The organism is Chitinophaga sancti (assembly GCF_034424315.1).
GTDB classification, from domain to species: Bacteria; Bacteroidota; Bacteroidia; order Chitinophagales; family Chitinophagaceae; genus Chitinophaga; species Chitinophaga sancti.
On record NZ_CP139972.1, the window covers coordinates 7,615,665 to 7,637,878 of the forward strand.

At 45.1% G+C, this 22,214-nt stretch carries 22 protein-coding genes and 1 tRNA gene; 15 read left to right on the plus strand and 8 right to left on the minus strand.

Features of this window, described 5'->3' with window-relative positions; genetic code table 11:
• Positions 1–110 precede the first annotated feature (110 nt).
• A complete protein-coding gene (locus U0033_RS30070) occupies positions 111–521 on the minus strand; it encodes a helix-turn-helix transcriptional regulator (protein ID WP_218164079.1) in 411 nt (136 codons plus the stop codon).
• Positions 522–795: 274 nt separating this feature from the next.
• On the opposite strand from U0033_RS30070, the gene U0033_RS30075 reads away from it, so the two are divergent.
• The 10 genes from U0033_RS30075 (at position 796) to U0033_RS30120 (ending at position 6,148) form a co-directional block, all read left to right on the plus strand.
• Complete coding sequence (locus tag U0033_RS30075; RefSeq protein WP_072363935.1) at positions 796–1,533, plus strand: sensor histidine kinase; 738 nt, start codon at positions 796–798, stop codon at positions 1,531–1,533.
• A 31-nt stretch (positions 1,534–1,564) separates the two neighbouring features.
• Positions 1,565–2,479, plus strand: a complete 915-nt coding sequence (locus tag U0033_RS30080; RefSeq protein WP_072363933.1) for a HEPN domain-containing protein — start codon at positions 1,565–1,567, stop codon at positions 2,477–2,479.
• Positions 2,480–2,516: 37 nt separating this feature from the next.
• The gene (locus U0033_RS30085; protein ID WP_326980855.1) at positions 2,517–2,855 is read left to right on the plus strand and encodes a hypothetical protein; all 339 of its coding nucleotides are present in this window, start codon (positions 2,517–2,519) and stop codon (positions 2,853–2,855) included.
• Positions 2,856–2,869: 14 nt separating this feature from the next.
• Complete coding sequence (locus U0033_RS30090) at positions 2,870–3,076, plus strand: hypothetical protein (protein ID WP_072363929.1); 207 nt, start codon at positions 2,870–2,872, stop codon at positions 3,074–3,076.
• A gap of 56 nt (positions 3,077–3,132) precedes the next feature.
• Positions 3,133–3,951 (plus strand): hypothetical protein, encoded by an 819-nt coding sequence (locus U0033_RS30095; protein ID WP_072363928.1) that lies wholly within the window; start codon positions 3,133–3,135, stop codon positions 3,949–3,951.
• Between the two features lie 186 nt (positions 3,952–4,137).
• Entirely contained in the window at positions 4,138–4,506 is a 369-nt protein-coding gene (locus tag U0033_RS30100; RefSeq protein ID WP_072363927.1) for a hypothetical protein, read from the plus strand.
• A 21-nt stretch (positions 4,507–4,527) separates the two neighbouring features.
• Positions 4,528–4,794, plus strand: a complete 267-nt coding sequence (locus U0033_RS30105; RefSeq protein WP_072363925.1) for a hypothetical protein — start codon at positions 4,528–4,530, stop codon at positions 4,792–4,794.
• A 26-nt stretch (positions 4,795–4,820) separates the two neighbouring features.
• Positions 4,821–5,507 carry a hypothetical protein gene (locus U0033_RS30110; protein ID WP_143150857.1) on the plus strand — a complete coding sequence of 229 codons (687 nt, stop codon included), beginning with the start codon at positions 4,821–4,823 and terminating at the stop codon, positions 5,505–5,507.
• Between the two features lie 30 nt (positions 5,508–5,537).
• Positions 5,538–5,789 (plus strand): hypothetical protein, encoded by a 252-nt coding sequence (locus U0033_RS30115; protein ID WP_072363921.1) that lies wholly within the window; start codon positions 5,538–5,540, stop codon positions 5,787–5,789.
• A gap of 110 nt (positions 5,790–5,899) precedes the next feature.
• Positions 5,900–6,148, plus strand: coding sequence for a hypothetical protein (locus tag U0033_RS30120; RefSeq protein ID WP_072363919.1), 249 nt, complete (start codon positions 5,900–5,902; stop codon positions 6,146–6,148).
• Between the two features lie 43 nt (positions 6,149–6,191).
• Here U0033_RS30120 and U0033_RS30125 read toward each other — a convergent pair whose 3' ends face one another.
• From U0033_RS30125 to treZ, 5 genes are all read right to left on the minus strand, one after another.
• The gene (locus U0033_RS30125; protein WP_072363917.1) at positions 6,192–7,286 is read right to left on the minus strand and encodes a site-specific integrase; all 1,095 of its coding nucleotides are present in this window, start codon (positions 7,284–7,286) and stop codon (positions 6,192–6,194) included.
• The gene (locus tag U0033_RS30130; protein WP_143150856.1) at positions 7,283–7,612 is read right to left on the minus strand and encodes a hypothetical protein; all 330 of its coding nucleotides are present in this window, start codon (positions 7,610–7,612) and stop codon (positions 7,283–7,285) included. Before U0033_RS30130 ends, U0033_RS30125 begins: the two co-directional genes overlap by 4 nt.
• Positions 7,613–7,727: 115 nt before the next feature.
• A tRNA-Leu gene (locus U0033_RS30135) sits at positions 7,728–7,811 on the minus strand.
• A 63-nt stretch (positions 7,812–7,874) separates the two neighbouring features.
• Positions 7,875–10,442: a malto-oligosyltrehalose synthase gene (gene treY, locus U0033_RS30140; RefSeq protein ID WP_072363913.1), complete on the minus strand. Its 2,568-nt coding sequence runs from the start codon at positions 10,440–10,442 to the stop codon at positions 7,875–7,877.
• Positions 10,429–12,249 carry a malto-oligosyltrehalose trehalohydrolase gene (gene treZ, locus U0033_RS30145; RefSeq protein WP_072363911.1) on the minus strand — a complete coding sequence of 607 codons (1,821 nt, stop codon included), beginning with the start codon at positions 12,247–12,249 and terminating at the stop codon, positions 10,429–10,431. The genes treY and treZ overlap by 14 nt, the downstream gene beginning before the upstream one ends.
• 112 nt (positions 12,250–12,361) lie before the next feature.
• Between treZ and U0033_RS30150 the strand changes: the two genes are divergently transcribed.
• Positions 12,362–14,092 carry a glycoside hydrolase family 13 protein gene (locus U0033_RS30150; RefSeq protein ID WP_072363910.1) on the plus strand — a complete coding sequence of 577 codons (1,731 nt, stop codon included), beginning with the start codon at positions 12,362–12,364 and terminating at the stop codon, positions 14,090–14,092.
• Here the strand turns inward: U0033_RS30150 and U0033_RS30155 are convergent.
• Positions 14,085–14,585 (minus strand): GNAT family N-acetyltransferase, encoded by a 501-nt coding sequence (locus U0033_RS30155; protein WP_072363908.1) that lies wholly within the window; start codon positions 14,583–14,585, stop codon positions 14,085–14,087. The two genes, U0033_RS30150 and U0033_RS30155, sit on opposite strands and share 8 nt — an antisense overlap.
• Positions 14,586–14,688: 103 nt before the next feature.
• Here U0033_RS30155 and U0033_RS30160 point away from each other — a divergent pair, with 103 nt between their 5' ends.
• Both U0033_RS30160 and U0033_RS30165 read left to right on the plus strand, forming a co-directional pair.
• Positions 14,689–16,965, plus strand: a complete 2,277-nt coding sequence (locus U0033_RS30160) for a GH92 family glycosyl hydrolase (protein ID WP_072363906.1) — start codon at positions 14,689–14,691, stop codon at positions 16,963–16,965.
• A gap of 153 nt (positions 16,966–17,118) precedes the next feature.
• Entirely contained in the window at positions 17,119–17,628 is a 510-nt protein-coding gene (locus U0033_RS30165) for a YdeI/OmpD-associated family protein (protein ID WP_072363957.1), read from the plus strand.
• Between the two features lie 18 nt (positions 17,629–17,646).
• Here the strand turns inward: U0033_RS30165 and U0033_RS30170 are convergent, their stop codons facing one another.
• On the minus strand, positions 17,647–18,633 hold the full coding sequence (locus U0033_RS30170) for an ion channel (protein WP_072363904.1): 987 nt from the start codon (positions 18,631–18,633) through the stop codon (positions 17,647–17,649).
• 58 nt (positions 18,634–18,691) lie between these two features.
• Here U0033_RS30170 and U0033_RS30175 point away from each other — a divergent pair, with 58 nt between their 5' ends.
• Complete coding sequence (locus U0033_RS30175) at positions 18,692–19,525, plus strand: CvfB family protein (protein ID WP_072363902.1); 834 nt, start codon at positions 18,692–18,694, stop codon at positions 19,523–19,525.
• A gap of 140 nt (positions 19,526–19,665) precedes the next feature.
• The gene (locus tag U0033_RS30180) at positions 19,666–22,071 is read left to right on the plus strand and encodes a cellulase family glycosylhydrolase (protein ID WP_072363900.1); all 2,406 of its coding nucleotides are present in this window, start codon (positions 19,666–19,668) and stop codon (positions 22,069–22,071) included.
• Positions 22,072–22,214 lie beyond the last annotated feature (143 nt).

Genomic DNA, 22,214 nt, shown 5'->3' on the forward strand with positions numbered 1-22,214 from the left:
GTGAAATTGGTACTAGTTATTAAAATAGTACTCGGAAATTAATTAGAAACCTAGTCATAAAAAAAGCCACCTATACAATGTAAGTGGCTTCAATAAAAAAAGATACTTCTTTATTTTTTCTTCTCCGCCAGCATTTTTTCCAGCAAAGCAATCTTCTCATCTTTTTCCTTCAATAAAGCAGCAGAAAGTTTTTTATTCTCATCCAACGCTTCTAGCCATTTGTCTATTGGATTGAAATTATACGTGCCGTAATTACCTATTACATGACTAACGCTATTGTCATGAAAGGTGTTAATGTAATTAACAGCGGCATCTTCATTAAAATTCTTAATTGCATCTACCGGTACCTTCAACGTCTTTGCAATCAACTCCAACTGCTCCGGCTCAATGGTTTCTTTGGTTTCCAATAAGGAAACACTCTGCTGGCTGATATTGAGGGCATCAGCCAATACATCCTGTTTAACATGCAGGATTTCTCTAAGGCGTTTTACCGCGCGTCCTTGGTGTACTTTTTCAGGCATACTGGTAATTGTCATAGTCACAAAGATATTGAAAACTAATAATTTGGTATCCTACTTCGTCCGGGTTGGTGAGATACCAAGGGTTATTCCCGGTTAACTATCCGGTAAAATACAACTAATTTTTGTTAATGCACAGGCTCGCTTAGTGGGGTACGGTTACCGGGGATGGTAATTTACCACTTGAATCAGGTATCCAACAGCCGCCAGTGGTGCAATACGCTACCGGAGCTGTTATGGATAACCATCTCCCTTAACACCATTAAACTAGCCAGTTATGCCAATCTCATTTGAAAACAACACTGTTACCCCATTACCACCGGCTGCTTTAGCTCAAAAAAGCGCCCCACAGACTATAGAACTGTTCCTCGGTATGTTTGCCCATGAACTACGCACACAGGTAGCCGGCACTGTCCAGGTTTGCCGGTATATCCGCGAAGGCAGCAAGTCGGAGGCCTTCTTTCAGGCGTTGGAAGCCACAACCCTGGATACCTTGCATATATTGGACAATATGCTCGCTACCGTAAAATTCCATAATGGTAAACTGGATATTACACCTGTCTACTGCCAGATTGATTTCCAGTTATGGATAACACCGGTCGTTCGCCAACAGGAAAGGACTGCGGCCCTGCAACAAAAGGATATTTGCCTTATACTGCATCCCTCGCTGGAAAATATACAGGTTACCACAGACCCTGTGAAACTTGGGCAGATACTGCAAAACCTGCTGTCTAACGCTCTTAAATACAGCCACCCCGGCACTGTTATTACCGTAAAGTGCCGCCTGGAAAATAATGTAATCTGCCTACAGGTTATCAATCAGGGCATGGAAATCCCACCGGATAAAGCCTCCCGTTTATTTATGCCATACGAGAGGTTAGACAATGGCCTGGCAGGCACCGGGTTAGGGCTGTTTCTTAGCGCGCATTATACACAGGCTTTGGGCGGTGCTCTTGCTGTGCAAAGCGAGCGGGGAAATACCGTTTTTACTGTAACCCTTCCCGTTTATCGCTAAACCGTCCTCTAAACAACCTAAAAAAGTACTTATGCGTGCACATTTACCCCATCTGTCCAAACAGCAGGTCATACAACTGGCAAAGCTAATAGAGAAAATTCTGCTTGTTCTCCAACCGGAACTGATCTGGTGCTTGGGCACCCGTACTACCATTATGCAGGATTGGAGTTGCTTCTGGCCGGGTGAAGGTTACCGGGAAACGATATTCCCGACAACGTTCGACTTGATGATCCTAACCACAGATGCAGAAAAACGACCGGAATATGAACTTATCCAGTTAATAGAGCAGCAAGCGGCATCGTTACCCTGTGAAATTACCTGTATGGTGCAGAAGTATTCAGCATTTATGGAAGGGCTGCCTGCCGGTTATCGTTTCGATACTACCGTTTACCGTCAAGCGGTACCTGTTTACAGCAATGTATACCTATTCACAGCAGAACTGCCCGTTGAACCGACGAAAGAAGAGATTAAAAACAGGATTACCACTCAATGGAACCGGTGTTTCACTACTGCCCAACGGTTTTTCAAGACAGCCACTGATTGCCAGCAGGACAACTGGCCGGAGCAGGCAGTATTTAACCTCCATCAGGCAGCACAGCATACTTGCATGGCTTTATTAAGGGGCATCACTGGCTACCGGTCAACTACCCATAACCTTTCCCGCTTACTGACCCTGATAGACAACTTTAGCATGGAGCTATCCGTTATTTTTCCCCGATTGACAAGGGAAGAAACGGAACTATTCAACCTGTTAAACAAAGCCTATTCGGATGCGCGCTATAAAGAAGATTATACCGTACCTGCTGAAAAGGCTGCTATCCTCATAGACAGGATAAAGGAATTAATGTCCGTAGCCGCATCCCTTTACCAGGCAAAACTGCAAGAGCTGGATAGGGAACAACCAATTGTATTCCCTATAACAACCACACATGAGACAACAGCCTAACCGCCCCTCTGGAAATCCCGATAGATCAGGGCCAAACATGACAATAGAAGTATTCCTGCCAGCAACATTCCAAATGGCTTGTAAGCAACTGGGAGTGGATGAGCAGGAAGCTATCCAGTTCTGGATAGATCATATCCTGATAGTCTCCTATTTATTAAACGAGGAAGAAGATATTTACTCTTTAGCTACATCGGTGTTTGCCGCCTATACGCATACAATTCACATTACAGCGATACCGGATAAGGTTAAAAGAGAAATATGCATATACTATACCCAGCAGACAATCGCGCTGGTAAGCGAGGCCGATCATACAAAGAGCTATACACCCCTGATCAAGGAATGGTATCAGCAACTGGACAAGCACAATAACCGGTAATAAATAATAACCCTATGAAAAAGCAACTTACCCTGCGTCACACGCACGACAGCTATATTCTTACGGAAATTACCCAGTGTACCTTGCAGGCATTGGTACAGTTTTACGTTAACCACGTATCGGTAAACGATTTTCTGCATACCAATGATGCTGTAATTGTAAAATCCACAAAGGTGTTCTTGTCCTTCACAAAGGAGGAAGAGCGGAACAAGCCGGGATAAGCTACCCGTCAAATAAGGGAGGGGGAATTATTACCGGTTTTTATTATATTAGTAGTATGCCTACGAAAGAAACTCCCTTAAACCCACCCCGCAACCATGTTGCCGCTCTATTGGTACAAAAATTCCAGCATGACTACGAGGAAATAATGCAGCACTACACCTTATTGCAACAACTGGAAATTACCGAACACCTGCTAAGTCTTGTACAATTGGCCCGGCAGGAGAGTGCTCATAGCGATCAATTCTGGCATCAGTACAAAGCAAAGGATTTAGCGTTACTCAAACGCTATGGCAAAACGCTTAAGCCTTATGTGAGTAAGAGCTTTCATGCTTATTTTTATTATGATACAGTATTGACAGAAAAAGAAATTTATTCCTGCGAGATATACAACAGCTTACCTGGAGCTGAACAATCCTTATCCGCAGATGAAATCAGTCAATTTCTCCAACTCAGTCAAAACGTGCTGGATTGGGCCATTCATTTCCTTTACCTGCAAAAGGAGCCGGAGGGGCTTGACGTAGAAACTGTAACTGCACCTGCTATAGAAGAACCAGACAAAGAGGCAACCCGCTACCGGCAATTGCTGACCTTGTATTACCTGCTCAAAGCAGGCTTCCAGACAGAACACCGGGATAATGGTAATATCAGTGATGTAGTAAGGCTGGCTCACCTGTTGACAGGGGTAAAGTTTACCACCCTGCAAAATTCAGACATCTATAAGAAATACGCGAAAATACCCGATCACAAAGCAGGCGCACAGTTGCTGGCAGACCTTCAATACATCCGCCCTTATTTTACGAATCTTCACCTGGACAGTGCTGTTGCCCTTATTGATGAAGATATCCGGCAGCATGCCCAACGGACTAGGAAATAATAGCTACCGCTTACCGTTAATACAAACAGTTTATCGTTAAACAGTATCCTCACTTGAAGTCTACCAACTATTTTTAAAACATAGGTATCCCTATAGGGGGATACCAGCCCTCTTTCTATTCTCATCTTTGAATACAGAACGGTAAACGTAAAAAATCACTTCCGTTTACCGGTAAACCCAACCTGTATGTCAACAATAACACCTGATTCAAAACAAGCATCACCTGATCCAGCAGCGGCAAGGGAGAATGCCCCCAAAACGCCTATAGCTCCGCAGGACCTGTTAAACCGCCTATCTGGTGTGTTACCCAAAGAAAAGGAGGGATTACAACAATGGTATAAGTTATTGGCTCATCCGCTGATCATTGTGGCGGGTCTCTGCCTGCTGGCTTATTGGTTATATACACAAAAGCACCCGGCACCGCCAGCCCAAGCCCCTGAAAAAGAAAGGCTGAAAAAACAGGTAAAGAAGTGGAAGAAGCTGTACAAGCAAAACCATAACAAAGCCATAAGCGATAACCATCATACTGTAACCGGTATCTCGCTAATGGATTAAGAACTTAAAAAACACATCATCATGCAAAGTGCTAACAAACCGGCCACAACCAGTTCTCACACGATCCCGATGGATGTATTACTGGACATCATTCGCATCCTGTTCAATAACAGCCTCCACTGGCAGGTAGAAGGCATTAATGAGCAGGAAGGCACCATGCTGGTGCAAATCACCCACCACCAGGGTAATCCTAAACACCAGAAAGCCTTACAAAACATCATTGGCATCTTGGGTGATTATAATTATTACGTTAAAGGCACTCCACAGAACGAAGCCATCGACTATTAAGATCGTTTACCGTTAAACTGAAATCAATGACAACTACCTGTCAATACTGCGGCACACCCATGCAAGCCTTACGAAGTACCCGTAAATATTGCAGTGATACCTGCAAGCAGTTGGCATTTTATAAACGGAACGGATTGGCATTGGCAGATGCAGATACCAATACCTTACCCGGTAATGAGCCAGCAGTTTTGCTGGAAGAAGCAAAACCAGATGTAGATAAATCGGATTATATGGTAAGGCAACAAGACCGGCCCTACCAGCGGGTATATTCCCGGTTGCTGGAAGCGGTACAGGAATGCCTGGATAGTAATAACTACACATTTGTATTTGAAAACCCGGATCAATATTGGGGAACCTATGCCATACAGCCTGTAAAATGGGTAAGCCTTCGATTGCGCTGCCTGTTGGAAAACATGCTTCGTTTAAGCAATATGCCTTCTATACCCAACGAGATATTAGTTCTTTTGCGGGATTCGTTTGCTGATATGGTGGCGGCACGTCCTTACCGGCAACTACCTGCTGATTATCCATACACCGTGCTGGTAAAAGACATTATACATAACCTTGACCGCATTGTTCATAACGTTAAGCCGAAAGGTGATACCCGCTTTCGTTTAACGCTTAACCGTAAAGCATCCCTTATTGCCTGTCGTTTTACGCTGGCAGCTATGGTGCCGCTGGTAAAGTTCCGTGAACTCAACTTTTCAGAATAATTATTCATAACCTTAAAGTCTATCTATTTTATGCAAACAGTTATTACAAAACGTGAATTACAGGTGCCTGTAGCTGTGCTGATTCGGGTAGCCGATGTACTACTGGAAAACGATATCACCAATAGGATTACAGGCACGGATGAGGAAGATGGTTACATCACTATTGAAGTGGAGTACGAAAAAGAACAGCGGGATGCCATCCATGAAGCCGAAGACATTATCTCTGATTACCATGATAATGAGGAAGAAGAGGATGACGAAGAAGACGAGGATGAAGATTAACACTAGTTTTACCACCACCGCAGGATTACCTGTAGTGGTGGTTCTCTTTACCCAATAACTTAACCCTTACTCTTACAGAAAGGTAAAATTTCAACACTAAATTATAATGTATGATAAAACGTGACGATCTGCTAATCATGCGGGCCATAGCACTCTGTTTTAAACCATTCCTAAAACCAGAAGAAGCGCTGATCTATTGTAACCTTGGCCGAACGCAATTTGCTAAGAACTGCGAAGAATATGGGGTTTACAAAACCAATAGTGGTTATTACAGGAAAGAAGATATAGACAAGATGTTATCTGGTGAAATGGCGGCAATGCAGGCTGCAACCCCACAGGTCAAATTAAGAGCTGCATAGTAAAACAGGGCTATTCGATTTTGAATAGCCCTGTTGCTTTAGCCTAAAGGAAACCCGCAATATTAAAAGAAGGTAAGTGACTGATTGCCTCTGACTGATCTTTGGGTTTATGCCTTTTGTAAGTCTGCTGCACCTGTCTGGTAGTTGTATGCCCCATCAGATAAGCAATAGTGACATCATCCACGTTCTTATCCTTTAATAGTATGGAAAAACTTAATCTTGCACAGGACCATGTTACGTATTTATTGACACCAGCCCGCTTAATCCATTCTCCCAACACTTTATTAGCTCCATTAGCTGTAGGCAAGCTGAATACTTTATTGGTAGAAGTTGCCTTACCTAGCTGCAATTGTTTAATTTCTTCCAAAATAGCAAGGGCTATAGGGTGCAGGGTAAGCACCACCGGCTTGCCGGTTTTCTGCTGTATGATCCTTGTAATTAATGTGCCACCTTGTAAATCCTGCCATTCCAGTCTTTTCACATCCACCCATCTCAGCCCGGTATAACAACTAAACAAGAAAGCCAGCTTCACCTGCTGATTAAAACAGGGAGTATTGAGTAACGCAACATATTCCTCTGATTCCAGGTGTTCCTTCAACGCAGCGCTTGGATTGCGTACTGCCGGGATGTCCTCTGTCGGGTTACTCCTGAAGTATCCATCCTTAGTGGCAGCTTTCAACACCCATTTGAAACGTGCATAATAGTTGGCCGGAGTTTCGCCAGTCAATGTATCCAGCAAATGCCGCCGGAACCTTTTACAAAAGTTCTCCGTAATATCTACCGGTGAGATAAAATCACTTTTGATATAAGCCTTAAACTTGGTAAGACAGCAGGCCAGATGCCGGTTGCCTTCTCGTTTATTTAATTTGATATAATCCTCAAAATACTCAACAAAGTTTGCCTTGAACTTATGAGCCGGGATAACCGGTGTACCCACCGCCTGCTGTTCGATAGTTAACTGGCTCTTTTTAGTCTCCAGTATCTTCAATGCTTCTTTGTTGAAGTTCTTTTGGATTTGGTTTTGCGGGTTGGCATAAATAAATACTCCGGTAGAAGGTCGCTGTCCGGGGCCACGACCTAAATCATAAAAGAAATAAATCTTATCTCCTTTCTTATTGAGCTTTTCTCCAATGTTCATAGGGTTTCATTTTTAAAGGTTACGGGAGAGAAGCCCAATGAATATGCCATGCCAACAATAAAAACAGGGTAGCTAAAGTCAGCTACCATCCGGTGAAAGTTTGTGAAAGAAAGCGGGAACAACAACCTTGAAAATAATTCTGAAAACCATCCTCTGCAAAATGGCAGAACTGCCATATAGGCTTGGGTTTCACTGCCAACGGCGAGTGTCATTGTGAGTGTCAAACCGGGTGTCAAATAAGCCTTTTTAACCCGATTTTGATAAAAAAATCTAAAGGTGTGATTCCGGTTGTGTTCCGGTGGAGTGCCTGCAATTTTGAGTGTCATTGCGAGTGTCATTTGAGTGTCGTAAATAGTGGGAAAAAGGGCTAAAAAGCGTAAAAAACCGACACTCCCGAAAATAAAAAAGCCTTACAAATCAATGACTTGTAAGGCTATCAAGTGCCCAGAACTGGATTCGAACCAGCACACCCTTGCGAGCGCTGCGACCTGAACACAGTGCGTCTACCAATTTCGCCATCTGGGCAACTGATTTTGTGTTTCAGGACGGCGAATGTCGAACCTTTTTCTATATCTACCAAATTTTACTTCAAATATTTTCCGGAATCAACAACCCAACAGGAAACCTTTTTAACACCAAACCCACATCCACAGCGCCCTCAATCGCTATACGCTCTCCCGAAAAAATATCCTTCCACCTTACCGGTGCCCCCTTTGGTAAAAGAACAGAAGCCGTAACCGGCCGCTCATCAGGTAAAGGAATCACCACCACCGCCCATTCCTGCTTATACACCCGCGCAAACGCCAGCACATTACCAGCACTGGTTTGCAGGGGCAAATAATCCCCCTCCAAAAACAAATTCGGAAAACGCTTCCTGCAATGCAACACCTTCCATATCAGGTACAGTTTTTCTGCCCCCTCCTTCCGGTGAGTAGCCAGGTAGTCAAAGAGCGCGGACCCGGAAAGGGCAGAGATCTTGTTCAAAAAAGAAGAACGAACAGCATAATCCACCGGCCTCCGGTTATCAGGGTCTACATAGCTGTAATCCCAAATCTCCGTGCCCTGGTAAGTATCCGGAATTCCCGGAGCTGTCATTTTTACAAGCACCTGCGCTAATGATGCCACATAAGCATAGCTATCCAGTTTTTCAATAAAGGGAAGCAGCGTATCCAGGAATGATTTAGACTGCAATACCCGGGAGATGAAGTCTGTCGCCTTCTTTTCATATTCCTCATCAGGAGATGACCAGCTCGAATTCACCTTGCTTTCCCGAAGCGCCTTGATAATGTATTGCTGCAATCGCTCAATGAATTCCGGAGAAGACTCAAAATAACCACTAACAATACTCTGATAAATGAAATACTCGTCATTCAACAATGGCCCAGGTTGATTCATTGCCCGCCATTGCCCAATCAACTCCTTCCACTCCCGCGCAAACAAAGTCAACATATTCAACCTCATCCTTCCGTCTTCCCCTCTCTTCGTATCATGCGTTGCCGTCGTATTCAGCGCATGAGGTGTCTGCTGCTGGCGAATAATCATCAACTGGTGAAAATTAACCGGAACAGTAGCCGGACTATCACCTACTTCATTATGAGACAATAAAGCATTGTATACATAAAACGTCGTGTCTTCAACACCTTTTGCCGTTAACGGCCCCGTAAACTGCATTAACCGCATCAAAAACGGCAATTTATGCTGCTCCCACCACTGCTCCAATAGCAATATAGCCGACTCCGCAGACCTGTTCATTGACCGCATATGCGCAAATGTAGCAGCCACCAGTTCATTGGAACCAACATCCCCAGGCCCCGGGTACAACCTATACACCGGCAAACAAATCATAAACAACCCAATCGCCTCCTTCAATAAATCCCTGTTAACCCTCGCATCCGCCAATTTAAGCGTATAACACAACCTCACCAGGTTATCCCACTCACCCCCCATATACCGCTCTAAAATCAGCCTCTTTTTCTCCAATACAAGATCCTCATAAACAGATGGTACCAGCGTATTATAATATTCCCGCAATTCCACTACCCCCTGCTGATTACTCAACAAATGATTTACAAACGCCAAAAACTCATATCCACTCGTTCCCTGCAAATCCCAACTATACTGCAAACTCTCCTGCGCCTCCAGGATCTTCTCCGCTATGATATAACAACTCCCCCCAAACAACTGCCGCAACCTCGCTATATACGTCTCCGGATCCTGCAAGCCATCTATATGATCAATCCGCAGGCCCTGCACCAGGTTCTCCCTATATAAACTATGCAAAAAGGTATGGTATTCGTTAAACACCTCAGGCGTTTCCATCTTCAAAGTGATCAACTCATTCACCGTAAAAAACCTCCTGTAATTAATCGCCCGATCCGCATCACTCCAGCAAGCTAACCGGTAATCCTGCTTCGCCAATATTTTAGTCATCAACGCAGCATTGTTATTCACCTTATCCACCAATGCCTGCAACATCCCCAGATCTTTTACCTCCGCCATCAGCTCCCGCTTCGAACTGCTCCATTCATCCAGCGAGGTGCCTGCCGTAGCCCGCTGGTACAGGGCCGAAAACAATTTCTTTAGCGGCAATGCATCGCTATCTGCCAACTGATCGCTGATCAAGTCATAGGCCGTCACCGACAATGGAAACACCTGCTGGTAATAATTCAGTGTAAACCCATCAGGCCTTATCCCCAGTTTTATTTCATGATCACTGATGCACGCCTCCACAGGCCTGCCTAATACCGGTGCCATCAGCTTCCCCGCAAAATCAGGATGATGCCAGTCAATATCAAAGTAATGGTAATACGGCGACAACGGCCCCCGTTCCATCACATCATACAAGCGCGTATTCTCCGCATGAAATGCCATATGATTCGGCACGATATCCTGCAACCAGGTCATGTCATGCTGTTGTAATAACTGGTGAATCTCCCGTAGCTCATCAATCGTTCCTATCTCAGGATTGATCATATGAGGGTCTGTCACATCATACCCATGCTGACTTCCCGGTGTTGCCCTGAAGACCGGCGATGCATAAATAGTAGAGATCCCCAATGCATGCAGGTAAGGTATGATCTCTTTCAGTTGCTTAAATGTAAACCCCGCATGAAACTGTATGCGATATGTAGCGGTAGGCGGATTATACGATCTCATAAATAATAGCTGAGTATGGTTGTAATTTTATAGCGGTACCCTCTGCAACTTCATCCGGCGCTGTTGGGCCAGGGCCCTGCCAGATAGCTACTGATGAATCAAACTTTTTATGTAACAAATGAGGACGGTTATGCACAAACACCGCCTGCTGATCACTGCAGTTAAACAAGAGCAACAATCGATCATCATTGCCTGCACGTTCTACCGATAGAATAACATCTTCCGGTTGTGGCATGTTCACCCAGATATTATCTCGCTCCGTATTTAACAACGCTCTTCTCGTTTTCCGCAAGGCTATCAGGTAACGGTAATATTCCAGCAAAGGGCCCGGTACAGGCCAGGAAAGCATGGACTGTTCATATGTTTTGTCCATTTGCGGATCCGGTACATCCCCCGCCCAGGAAAATGCTTTAAATTCATTTCTACGACCCTCACTCACCGCCCTGGACAGCTCTTCATCACCATGACTTGTGAAATAAAGAAACGGCCGCGTCTCCCCATATTCCTCTCCCATAAACAACATTGGCGTGTGCGGAGATAATAACAACATCGCCGCTGCCAGCTTATTCGCCTCCATTGGCAACTGGGCTGCCAGCCGGTCTCCCAGCATCCGGTTGCCTACCTGATCATGGTTTTGGGTGAACACGATGAATTTATCATAGGACAAATCATGCGGTACCACTCCAAACTTCCGCTTCCTGTGCGGAGAATACTGTCCCGTATACACGTAACTATCCCTCCACGCCTTCGCCAGCGAAGGCAAGCCATCGAAATCCTCATAATACCCTTCCTTCTCCTTCGTCAGCACCACATGCAGGGCATGATGAAACTCGTCCACCCATTGTCCATGCATGCCATATCCACCTTTTTCCGGCGCTTTGATATACCTTGGATTGTTGAAATCTATTTCTGCTAAGAGGATTTTTTTCCTGCCTGTGGCATGCGATAATGAATTCACCGCCTCAGCCAGTTCTTCTGTAAAATGCTTTGCACTGCTATCCCAGATCGCATGCACTGCATCCAGCCGCAAACCGTCTATATGACATTCTTCCAGCCACATCAATGCATTCCGGATAAAATATGCCCTCACCGCATCAGCATGCGCATCATCAAAATTGATGGCCGCTCCCCATGGTGTCCTGTACTTATCTGTATACCATGGACCAAAGTCTGCAAAATATGCACCCTCCGGGCCCAGGTGATTATATACTACATCAAGTATTACTGCAATCCCATATTGATGTGCTGCGTTCACCAGTGCTTTTAATTCATTCACTGTACCATAAGAATTATGCACTGCGTAAGGATATACACCATCATATCCCCAGTTGCGGTGACCGGGGAACTGAGCAATGGGCATGATCTCTATCGCATTAATCCCCAGTGAACGCAGGTAATTGAGCTTGGATATAATCCCTTTGAAATTCTGCAATGGGGTAAATGTGCCCGTGTGAATCTCATAGATGATCATCTCGTTCAGATCAAGTCCTTTCCAGCCCTCATCCGACCATTTGAAATTATTTGCTATCAAGGCAGACGGACCATGCACTCCCTCCGGTTGATAACGTGATGCTGGATCAGGACGCTCTAGCTGCCCATCCAGCAAATAGTTGTAAGTCATACCCGGTGCAGCATCCGGTATACTTACCTGCCAATAACCTTCTTCATTTTTCTGCATGGGAATAGTAGCAGGCTCCGGTGTTTTTACCAGCAATGAAACTGATTCTCTAAAGGGTGCCCAAACACTAAATAACCCGGTTCCATTTTCAAGAATGGTGGACCCGGTGAATGTATATACTGTTCTCAATTAATTCAGTTTTAACATTTCACCGAGAATATTATGCCAGCGGGTTTACGATGTTATATTTCTACAGTATGACCGGCTTAAAAATTGCTTTCCTAATGAAAAATTTATTGCTATGTGGTGGAAAGAAAGTATCATTTATCAAATATATCCCCGCAGTTTCAAAGACAGCAATGGAGATGGAATCGGTGATCTGTTGGGTATTATATCGAAACTGGATTACCTCGAAAGCCTGGGTATTGACACCGTATGGCTCAACCCGATCTTTAGCTCTCCCAATGATGACAATGGATATGATATCAGTAACTACTACGATATCATGAAGGAGTATGGCACGATGAAAGAATTTGAAATCTTATTAAAAGGGTTGCATCAAAGAAAGATAAAACTGCTGCTGGACCTGGTCGTGAATCATACCAGTGATGAACATCCCTGGTTCAAAGAAGCGCGTCAGTCAAGGGAGAACGCCTACTACAATTATTACCACTGGTGGCCTGCCGAAAAGGGTCAACCTCCTTTCCGGTTTAGTCACTTCGACCCATCCGGCCAGGCATGGACCTACAATAAAGCCACTGACAGTTATTACCTGCATTACTTCTCTTCCAAAATGCCTGACCTGAACTGGGAAAATCCACAGGTGCGAAAAGAAGTATACGATATTATGCGGTTCTGGATCAACAAAGGGGTAGACGGCTTCCGGCTGGATGCCATCTGTTATATCAGCAAAGATACCACCTGGCCGGAAATTGAAACACATGACTGGGGAGCCTTCTACGCACATGGGCCACATCTGCATGATTATTTACAGGAGATGAACAGGGAAGTGCTCGAAAATACTGACATCACTACGCTTGCTGAAGCAGCTGGTATCACCATCGATGAGGCATTGCACTTCGTGGAAGAAAACAGGAAGGAACTCCACATGCTCTACCATTTTGAAGGCATGCATCTCGGCTATCTCAAAGATGCCTACAAACGCCCGGACCCAAAGGGCATCGATCTGGTGGAACTAAAACGTCTTTACACCGCCTGGGATCAGATCTACGAAACCGGGGGCTGGGGCACCATTTACCTCACTAACCATGATCAACCCAGGATGGTGAGCCGCTGGGGCAGTGACATTGAAACTTACCGGGAAACCTCCGCTAAAATGCTGATTACTTTTTTACTCACCATGAGGGCAACGCCCATCTTTTACAATGGTGATGAAATTGGCATGACGAATATCAGGTTTGAAAATATTGATGACTACAAAGACATCGATACGATCAATATGTACAAATACCTGGAAAACAAAGGGGAGGATACCAGCCGTTTTTTACTGGACCAGCAAATGGCTGCCAGGGATAACAGCCGCACACCTTTTCAGTGGGATGCTGCTACCCATGCCGGTTTTACAGATGGCACTCCCTGGATCAGGGTAAATGATAACCATACTTTCATCAATGAAGCGGCGCAGGAAAAAGACGAACGATCGATATTACAGTTTTTCAGACAAGCAGTATTATTGCGCAAACACCAGCCGGCCCTGGTGTATGGTAAGTACCAGTTATATGATGCGGCACATCCACAGGTATACACGTATACGCGCACACTGAATGAAACCATGTTCCTGGTGGTGCTGAATTTTTCAAAAGAAACCATTGAATACAAACTGCCATTCCTGCTGGAGCGGGATATAGAACCGCTTGTGAATAACATGCTGACTTTTGAGCTGGAAGGAGAGTATCTGCACCTGGCCCCTTATCAGGCCCTGATATTCGGACCTTTGCCACCTGTAATGCCGATTGCCGCTGCTGCTGAAGCGAAGGCAGAAGTATTGCCACTGGAAGAGGAAACTATTTAAACAGGCACATGGGTTGATCGATGCCAACAAGCATGACATTGTCAGAGAACTTCATTCCTAATTTTCCCAAAAGCGCCACTGAATGTTTGTTATCTGCCCGTGCAATGGCCACGATACGCGGCAGGTGAAGGGTCTTGTATCCATAGTCCAGCACAGCTTTTGCGGCCTCGTACGCGTATCCCTGCCCGGTATATGCCGGCAGCAGTGCGAAGCCTACATCCACGTGTTCCAGGCCATCCCGTTTGATCAATCCACTCATCCCAATGGGAATGTTCGTATCTTTTAATGCCACGAGGTAAAGACCAAATCCCCGCATTGCATAACTAGCCAGTGGGCCATTGCTCAGGTAAAGCTGCGCATCTTCCTCAGTATGAATATTCCTGTCACCCAGAAACTCAATCCAGGTAGGGGAGTTGAGTAAGGTCATAATAAATGGGGCATCGTCAAGTGTGAACTTGCGCAGAATCAGTCTTTCAGTTTCGCAGATTAACATAGTAGAGCTGGGTTTTGCTAATTATTTCCTTACTTTTGGCAATAGTCATGTTTTGAATGCTAATTGCCAACTTATTTTATAAACAGGTCTAAATTTATGTGAATTGAAGAAGAATTGCACATTTTCAACGTTATTTTCAACTATTATACTGGCATCCTGCCTGTTGACACAGACTGGTCACGCACAGGATAAATCTCTTACCGGGTTCGTTAATCCGTACATCGGTTCGCAGGGCCATGGGCACGTATTCGTAGGTGCTAATGTACCTTATGGTGCAGTGCAGCTCGGCCCAAGTCAGACCATGCAGAGCTGGGATCAGTTCAATGGATGGGACTGGTGTAGCGGGTACAATTATATCAGTAATGATATTCTTGGTTTTACGCATACACACCTGAGTGGTACTGGTATCGGGGATCTGAATGATCTGATGATCGTACCAGCCAGCGGTCACCTGGAATTACAGCCTGCGCAAAAACTGGATATGAGCACCGGTTATGGTTCCAATTTTAAAAGAGCAAATGAAGTAGTAAAACCTGGTTATTACGCTACTTACCTCGACAAGTACAAGGTAAGGGTAGAACTGACTGCCACTACCAGGGTGGGTTTTCATCATTACCATTTCGATAATGCGGATAGCGCTCACCTGTTAATAGACCTGGAATTCAGCATGTGTTGGGATTCCCCGGTTGAGACGACTATTAAAAAGATAAATGATACCACGTTTATAGGTTACCGTTTTTCCAAAGGATGGGCCAATGATCAGCGCCTGTTTTTTGCAATTAAAACATCACAGCCAATCACGCAACTGAACCTCTTCAACGGCAATGACGCTGTACCAGGTACGACAGCAAAAGGTAAAGGTGTAAAAGCAGCAATGTACTTCAATGCTGCGTCCAATCCGGACCTTTATCTGAAAGTAGGGATCTCTCCTGTGAGTGAAGAAAATGCACTGGGCAATATTGCTGCTGAAGTACCAGGATGGAATTTCGAACAGGTGAAAACAGCTGCTGACCTGGCGTGGAATAAAGATCTGAACAAGATCGATTTCGTTGCAGACGATGCTACTAAAACTACTTTCTACACTGCACTCTATCATAGCCATTTCTTCCCTGCAGTATTCAATGATCACAATGGTGATTATCGTGGCACTGACAAGAAAGTATATACCAATCAGAAATTCACGAATTACACTGTAATGTCTCTCTGGGATACCTACCGTGGCCTGCATCCTTTAATGTCAGTGATCGATCCTGTACTGGTAAAGGATATGACGCATTCTATGCTGATGGTTTACAAACAACAGGGCCGCCTGCCGGTATGGCCGCTGGAAGGTTGTGAAACGGATTGTATGATTGGTAACCCTGCTATCCCTGTGATTGCAGATGCCTATATGAAAGGATTGCTGGATCCTGCTGATGTAGCGCTGGCATACGAGGCAGTGAGAAAAACGGCGATGAGAAAAGCAGGTGGTTTGCAGTTTGTGCAGGAGTTAAAATACATTCCTGCCGATAGCATGACCATTGAATCTGTAGCCTGGGGCCTGGAATATGCGATTGCCGATTATGGAGTAGCACAGATGGCTAAGAAACTGGGTAAAACCAAGGATGCTGCTTATTTCACCAGTAGGGCAGCTTTATACAAACAATATTGGGATGCTAACAGGAGTCATTTTGTAGGCAGACTGGCTGATGGTAGTTTTAGAAAAGAATTTGATCCGCTGGAAGCAAAACATCGTTCCAATGACTATTGCGAAGGGAATGGCTGGCAATATACCTGGCTGGTACCGCAGGATGCAAAAGGACTGGTGAACCTGTTTGGCGAAAAGAAATTCCAGACCTCTCTGGATTCCTTCTTTAACATGTCTTCTTCACTTGGTCAGGGTAGTTCTCCTGATATCTCCGGTATGATTGGCCAGTATGCACAAGGTAATGAACCGAGCCATCACGTGGCATACCTGTATGCCGTAATTGGTCAGCCATGGAAGACTGCAGACATCGTAAGAGAAGCCATGGGCAAATACTATACGAATGCCGCTGATGGTTTATGTGGTAATGAAGATGCAGGACAGATGAGTGCATGGTATGTATTGTCTGCAATGGGCTTCTATCCGATGAATCCGATGAACGGTACATTTGTATTCGGTTCTCCGCTGATGGATCAGGCAGTGATCAGGTTATCCGGTAATAAAAAGTTTGCTATTGTAGTGAAAAACAATAGCAAAGAGAATAAGTATATTCAGAAAGTGGTGCTGAATGGCATGGTGTATAATAAATCTTTCTTCCTGTACAAGGATGTGATGAAAGGTGGTAAAATGGAAATTTATATGGGTAACAAGCCTTCCGCAACATTTGGTGTGAAGCAGGCTGACAGACCTATCTGATCATTATATTCCCTGAATTTAAAAGAGGCTGTATCTGGATTATGATACAGCCTCTTTTTATTTGTATCCCTGATGGAGCCGGGTACCCGTTTAAGCAATTCTCAGCCGTTATTTTTATTTATAAGCCAACCTCTTTTATTTTATATTTATCCCATGATAAAATTTAAAGCCACTATTAAGAAATTCGAAAAAATGGGAGAGAAAACCGGGTGGTCGTATATCGAAATCCCCATTGAACTCTCAGAAAAACTGAAACCCGGCTACAAACAATCCTTCCGGGTAAAAGGCAAGCTCGATCAATTCGAAATAACTGGTGTGGCACTGACACCAATGGGTGAGGGCCATTTTATCATGTCGTTGAATGCTGATCTGAGAAAAGGGATCGGCAAGCGTGCAGGCGCTGAATTACAGGTACAGATCCAGGTAGATAATAACCCCAATCCCGTGAGCTCTCCTGAATTTATGGAGTGCCTGGCAGATGAACCGGAGGCACAGGCTTTTTTTAAAACGCTCGCCAAAGGACACCAAAATTATTTCATGAAGTGGATTGAAAGCGCCAAAACAGCCCCTACCAAAACTAAGCGAATAGCCATGGCTGTGACAGCACTTGCCAGGAAAATGGGCTATCCTGAAATGATCCGGGCAAATAAAGACCTTAACTAAGACGGGCCATTTAAAGCCTCAGCTAACTGCACTTACCGGCACCATTTCCGTATTTGCCGCTACCTCTATGGTGTCATGTAGTTTCTGCATTTCCAAAACAGTACCCTTCGCCGTCTCCCTGTACATGGGTACGAATTTATGGTTGAAAATGATCTCATGAAAAGTGTAGGAGGTCCTTTGCTGCACCACGTTTGAATAAATGTCATTGAACCCTTTTATCAATACATACAGTTCCAGGTCCGCTACTTTAATATCTTCTGCCGTTAATCCCAGTAGTGGGCTCTGTTCATCAATCACATGTACAACTGTCCAGTTCATGGGCAGACTTTGAATCTTATGCCTTTCCAGCGGTAACTCATAATAGCGATACGTTTGTTTGCCATCTTCATGCACCTGCATGGCAGCATTTACCTGCACCGTTACATCGGTAAGCGTATGCCCATCCTTGTAACAGGCAAAGCGAAACATAAGGGCATTACCCCCTTTGAAAGGAGTAATAGTGGCGTGATTACTAAAAGCCAGGTGTGCCTTGGGGCGGGCAAAACGGCCATAGATCAGGCCCGTTACCACCGCAAAAGAAAGAAAACCACTCATGGCCTCAATAGAAGCCAGGAAATTTGCCCCGTCACCTACCGGGTTGACACGGCCATAACCTACCGTTGTAAAGGTTTCTGTACTGAAATAATACACTTCCTTAAAAATACCCCAGGCGCTGTGAGCACTGATGCCCTGCAATTCTGCAGACCCGATTGCCAGGTAAATACCCGTGTAAATAAGGTTGACAAGGATAAATGCCCCCACCATGACCAGCACAAAAGCCCAGATAGGCAGGTTGAGCATAATATGGAAAAGAGAGTACCGATCCCAGATGCGATTGCCCTCTTTCCGGAGGTTGAAACTCCCGTCCTTATTGATAAAACGTTCTCCATAGCTACTGATGGTAGCGCTGAAGCCGGTATCTTCATTTGTTTTCGAGAATGGATTGATGTGTTTGAGTAGGGCCATAAACCTGCGTTTGACCACAAATCTACTTACCTTTGTGATTATCCAAATATTATATTACATGTATAAGGTAGGTGAATTTAACCTTTTAAGAGTGAAGAAGGAGAGTGAGTACGGCCTGTTCCTGGACGGTGTGGAGCAGGAAATACTGATGCCAAAACGTTTTGTACCGGAAGGGGCAAAACGGGGGGATGAGCTCAGGGTGTTTATTTATCATGACTCGGAAAATCGCCTGACAGCGACTAACCAGGAACCTTATGGTATAGTTGGGGATATTGTGAACCTGAAATGTACAGGAGTAACCGAACAGGGAGCTTTCCTGGACTGGGGATTAATGAAGGACCTGTTTGTGCCGGCGAGTAAGCAGCTGACTAAAATGGTGCAGGGACAGGATTACCTGGTGAAAATATACCTGGATGAGAGAACAGGCAGGGTAGCGGCTACAGAAAAACTGGATCCATACCTGAGCAATGAGGAGCTGACAGTGAAGGAGCAGGATCCCGTGGAGCTGATTATATACAGAAGAACGGACCTGGGTTTTGTATGTATTGTAAATCAGAAACATACGGGCTTATTGCATTATGGGGATGTATTTGGCACAGTAGACATTGGGGATAAGCTGAAAGGCTTTGTAAAGGCAGTGAAAGATGAGAACAAACTGGATGTATCCGCAGGTGAAATGGGCTATAAAAGAGTAGAAAGTGAAGGGGAGAAGATATTGAGGTTGCTGCGGGAGAATGACGGGTATTTGCCTTACCATGATAAATCTGATCCGGAGGAGATTTACTCATTCTTTAGTATGAGTAAGAAGACGTTTAAGATGACGACAGGGAGTCTTTACAAGGCCAGAAAAATTGAGTTTACCAAAACGGGAATTAAACTCATCGAAGAATAATAAATAAAGAAATTAAAAAAGCCGGGTCAACATATGGCCCGGCTTTTTTGTTATATGGTACTATTTTATCACTCGTACGACTTCTATATGATCTAAACGCTGTACCTTTTTATTCTAAAAAACCATTTAACGAACCCGCTATGAAGATCCACTACGAAAAACGTTTGTACGCGCTAATCCGCCGCGTACAGCATTCCTTTCTCTTTATTGGCTGCCTGTTAGCATGTCTGAAGCTGACACCTGCCAATGCCCAGCTTTCACGTCTCCATGCTGATGGTAAACGCATTGTGAATGCCTCCGGCCAGGAGGTCATCCTGAAAGGTGTAGGCCTCGGTGCCTGGTTACTCCAGGAAGGCTACATGATGAAAGAAGGCGGCGATGGCCCCCAGTGGTCCGTCAAGAAATATCTCTATGACCAGGGGCAGTCTGATGCCCAGGTCGAAGCTTTTTACCAAAGCTGGCGGGATAATTTCATCACCAAAGCCGACATCGACTACATCGCCTCTCTCGGCTTCAACTGTGTGCGGCTCCCCATGCACTATGAACTCTTTCTCACCACTGCCCAGCGGGCAGAAAGGCTGAAAGTGATCCATGCCAATGCCAGCGCCGGTTCCGTATCCACGTACATCAGTGCCCTCACAACCTGGTATAACAACAATACCCTGTTCACTGACACCAACACCGAAGGTTTCCGCCTGGCAGATAGTCTGCTGAAATGGACGGCCGCCAACAACATGTACGTAATTTTAGACCTCCACGCTGCTCCCGGTTCACAGGGGATGGATCACAATATCAACGATGGCTTTGTTGGCAATGACCTGTATAACCAGGCCATCTATGGCAACATGACCCAGCGTTTATGGCAGGCGCTCTCCCGTCATTACATCAACAATGATGGCGTGGCTTTTTATGACCTGGTCAATGAGCCTCACAAGGTGCCGGATAATACCACCGTGCATGACATCTTTGAAAGACTGATCAATACTGTCCGGGCAGAAGGCGATACCCACCTGCTGATGGTAGAAGGAAATGGCTATGGTAACAATTACGGGAGTATGCAACCGTATACCTTTACCAATCCCACTAACCTGGTGTACAATTCACACCGTTACTGGAACTCGACAGATGTCACAGTCGGTAACAGTGACCCTAACCAGATCTCTGACCTCGCCAATATCGTTGCCTGGAGAAATACCTACAATGTACCAGTCTGGGTGGGGGAAACAGGTGAAAATAACAATGACTGGCTTGCTGCCAATATTGCTGCCATGAACAGTATTGGTATAGGCTGGTGCCACTGGACCTACAAACGACTCACCGCAGGTGAAAATGCTGCGTTGCTGCGGCTCACAGGCCCTTCAGTACTGGATGGTGCCGGTAATATGAGTGCTGTGCTCAACAACATCAAATTTGCGAATAATATCAAAAATACAAACACTATTGCCGCTGTAGCTCCCGGTCAACCTGCAAAGGGGCCTGTAGGCAAAACGATCTGGCTGAAAGGCTTTAATGGAAAATATGTGAGTTCCAGGGGAGGCAGCGGGGCGATGTGGTGTGATAGTAATTCCGTAGGTACCTACAATAAATTCTACGTAGTAGATGCGGGTAATGGCAAGATAGCATTGAGGAACAGCGCGCTGTTTGTCTCTTCCGAAAATGGTACGCAGGCCATTACGTGTAACCGCAACGTCTACCAGGGATGGGAAAAGTTCGACTGGATTGTGAATGCAGATGGAACGATCTTTCTGAAAGCCGGCAATGGTCTCTACGTTTCATCTGAAAACGGTACCCAGGCTATGACCTGCAACCGGAGTTCCGGTAGTGGCTGGGAAGCCTTCTCCTGGGGAGAGGTAAGCAGTGCGGCACCAATAGGTCAAACCATCTGGTTGCAGGGGAACAACGGCCAGTATGTAAGTTCAAAAGGCAATGTAAGCCCGATGTATTGCAATGCGGCTGGGGTACAAAGCTGGAATCAGTTTGTAGTAGGAAATGGTGGAAATGGGAAGGTAACACTGAGTAACCAGGGTTTCTTTGTATCATCTGAAAATGGTACAAAGTCAATGAACTGTAACCGGTCAACTGCGCAGGATTGGGAGAAGTTTGACTGGATTGTAAATGACAATGGAACGGTGTCACTGAGAAGTAGTAATGCTTTGTATGTTTCTTCTGAGAATAGTGTGGCGGAAATGACCTGTAGCAGGACTTCCCCGCAGGGATGGGAGCAGTTTAATTTTGGGATTGTGCCGGCTACAGCGGCAAGGAAGGCGGCAGTAGCGGAAGCTATGACGGTGCATACGGAAGATGGCCTGCTGGTATATCCCAACCCGGTCGCAAAAGGAAGTTCGCTGGTAATAGATCTTAATAATTATGACGGAAAATCTCCCCTGCAAATCGAATTAGTGGATGTGAATAAGAAAGTTGTCCTTTATAAAAGAGAAACCACCGCTCATGTTAACGTAGCTACGGGCAACGTAGCTGCAGGTTTTTATGTTATCAGGGTGACAAACGGTAAGAAGACCTATACCCAAAAAGTGCTGATCCAATAAAGCCTCAAACCAGGGAATACGCTAATGCGGGCACCCAGGCGGCTGCATTTGTAACTTTAGAGATCTGCTATCCATGCCAATGGCCGTGTTGCTACCGCAGCTGTAATTGGTGATTATGGCGATGACATTTTTTTAAGTACCTT

Excerpts from the sequence above, each read along its gene's own strand:
- U0033_RS30070 (WP_218164079.1), bottom strand. The coding sequence starts at position 521 with ATGCCTGAAAAAGTACACCAAGGACGCGCGGTAAAACGCCTTAGAGAA.
- U0033_RS30075 (WP_072363935.1), top strand. The coding sequence starts at position 796 with ATGCCAATCTCATTTGAAAACAACACTGTTACCCCATTACCACCGGCT.
- U0033_RS30080 (WP_072363933.1), top strand. The coding sequence starts at position 1,565 with ATGCGTGCACATTTACCCCATCTGTCCAAACAGCAGGTCATACAACTG.
- U0033_RS30085 (WP_326980855.1), top strand. The coding sequence starts at position 2,517 with ATGACAATAGAAGTATTCCTGCCAGCAACATTCCAAATGGCTTGTAAG.
- U0033_RS30090 (WP_072363929.1), top strand. The coding sequence starts at position 2,870 with ATGAAAAAGCAACTTACCCTGCGTCACACGCACGACAGCTATATTCTT.
- U0033_RS30095 (WP_072363928.1), top strand. The coding sequence starts at position 3,133 with ATGCCTACGAAAGAAACTCCCTTAAACCCACCCCGCAACCATGTTGCC.
- U0033_RS30100 (WP_072363927.1), top strand. The coding sequence starts at position 4,138 with ATGTCAACAATAACACCTGATTCAAAACAAGCATCACCTGATCCAGCA.
- U0033_RS30105 (WP_072363925.1), top strand. The coding sequence starts at position 4,528 with ATGCAAAGTGCTAACAAACCGGCCACAACCAGTTCTCACACGATCCCG.
- U0033_RS30110 (WP_143150857.1), top strand. The coding sequence starts at position 4,821 with ATGACAACTACCTGTCAATACTGCGGCACACCCATGCAAGCCTTACGA.
- U0033_RS30115 (WP_072363921.1), top strand. The coding sequence starts at position 5,538 with ATGCAAACAGTTATTACAAAACGTGAATTACAGGTGCCTGTAGCTGTG.
- U0033_RS30120 (WP_072363919.1), top strand. The coding sequence starts at position 5,900 with ATGATAAAACGTGACGATCTGCTAATCATGCGGGCCATAGCACTCTGT.
- U0033_RS30125 (WP_072363917.1), bottom strand. The coding sequence starts at position 7,286 with ATGAACATTGGAGAAAAGCTCAATAAGAAAGGAGATAAGATTTATTTC.
- U0033_RS30130 (WP_143150856.1), bottom strand. The coding sequence starts at position 7,612 with ATGACACTCAAAATTGCAGGCACTCCACCGGAACACAACCGGAATCAC.
- treY (WP_072363913.1), bottom strand. The coding sequence starts at position 10,442 with ATGAGATCGTATAATCCGCCTACCGCTACATATCGCATACAGTTTCAT.
- U0033_RS30150 (WP_072363910.1), top strand. The coding sequence starts at position 12,362 with ATGTGGTGGAAAGAAAGTATCATTTATCAAATATATCCCCGCAGTTTC.
- U0033_RS30155 (WP_072363908.1), bottom strand. The coding sequence starts at position 14,585 with ATGTTAATCTGCGAAACTGAAAGACTGATTCTGCGCAAGTTCACACTT.
- U0033_RS30165 (WP_072363957.1), top strand. The coding sequence starts at position 17,119 with ATGATAAAATTTAAAGCCACTATTAAGAAATTCGAAAAAATGGGAGAG.
- U0033_RS30170 (WP_072363904.1), bottom strand. The coding sequence starts at position 18,633 with ATGGCCCTACTCAAACACATCAATCCATTCTCGAAAACAAATGAAGAT.
- U0033_RS30175 (WP_072363902.1), top strand. The coding sequence starts at position 18,692 with ATGTATAAGGTAGGTGAATTTAACCTTTTAAGAGTGAAGAAGGAGAGT.
- U0033_RS30180 (WP_072363900.1), top strand. The coding sequence starts at position 19,666 with ATGAAGATCCACTACGAAAAACGTTTGTACGCGCTAATCCGCCGCGTA.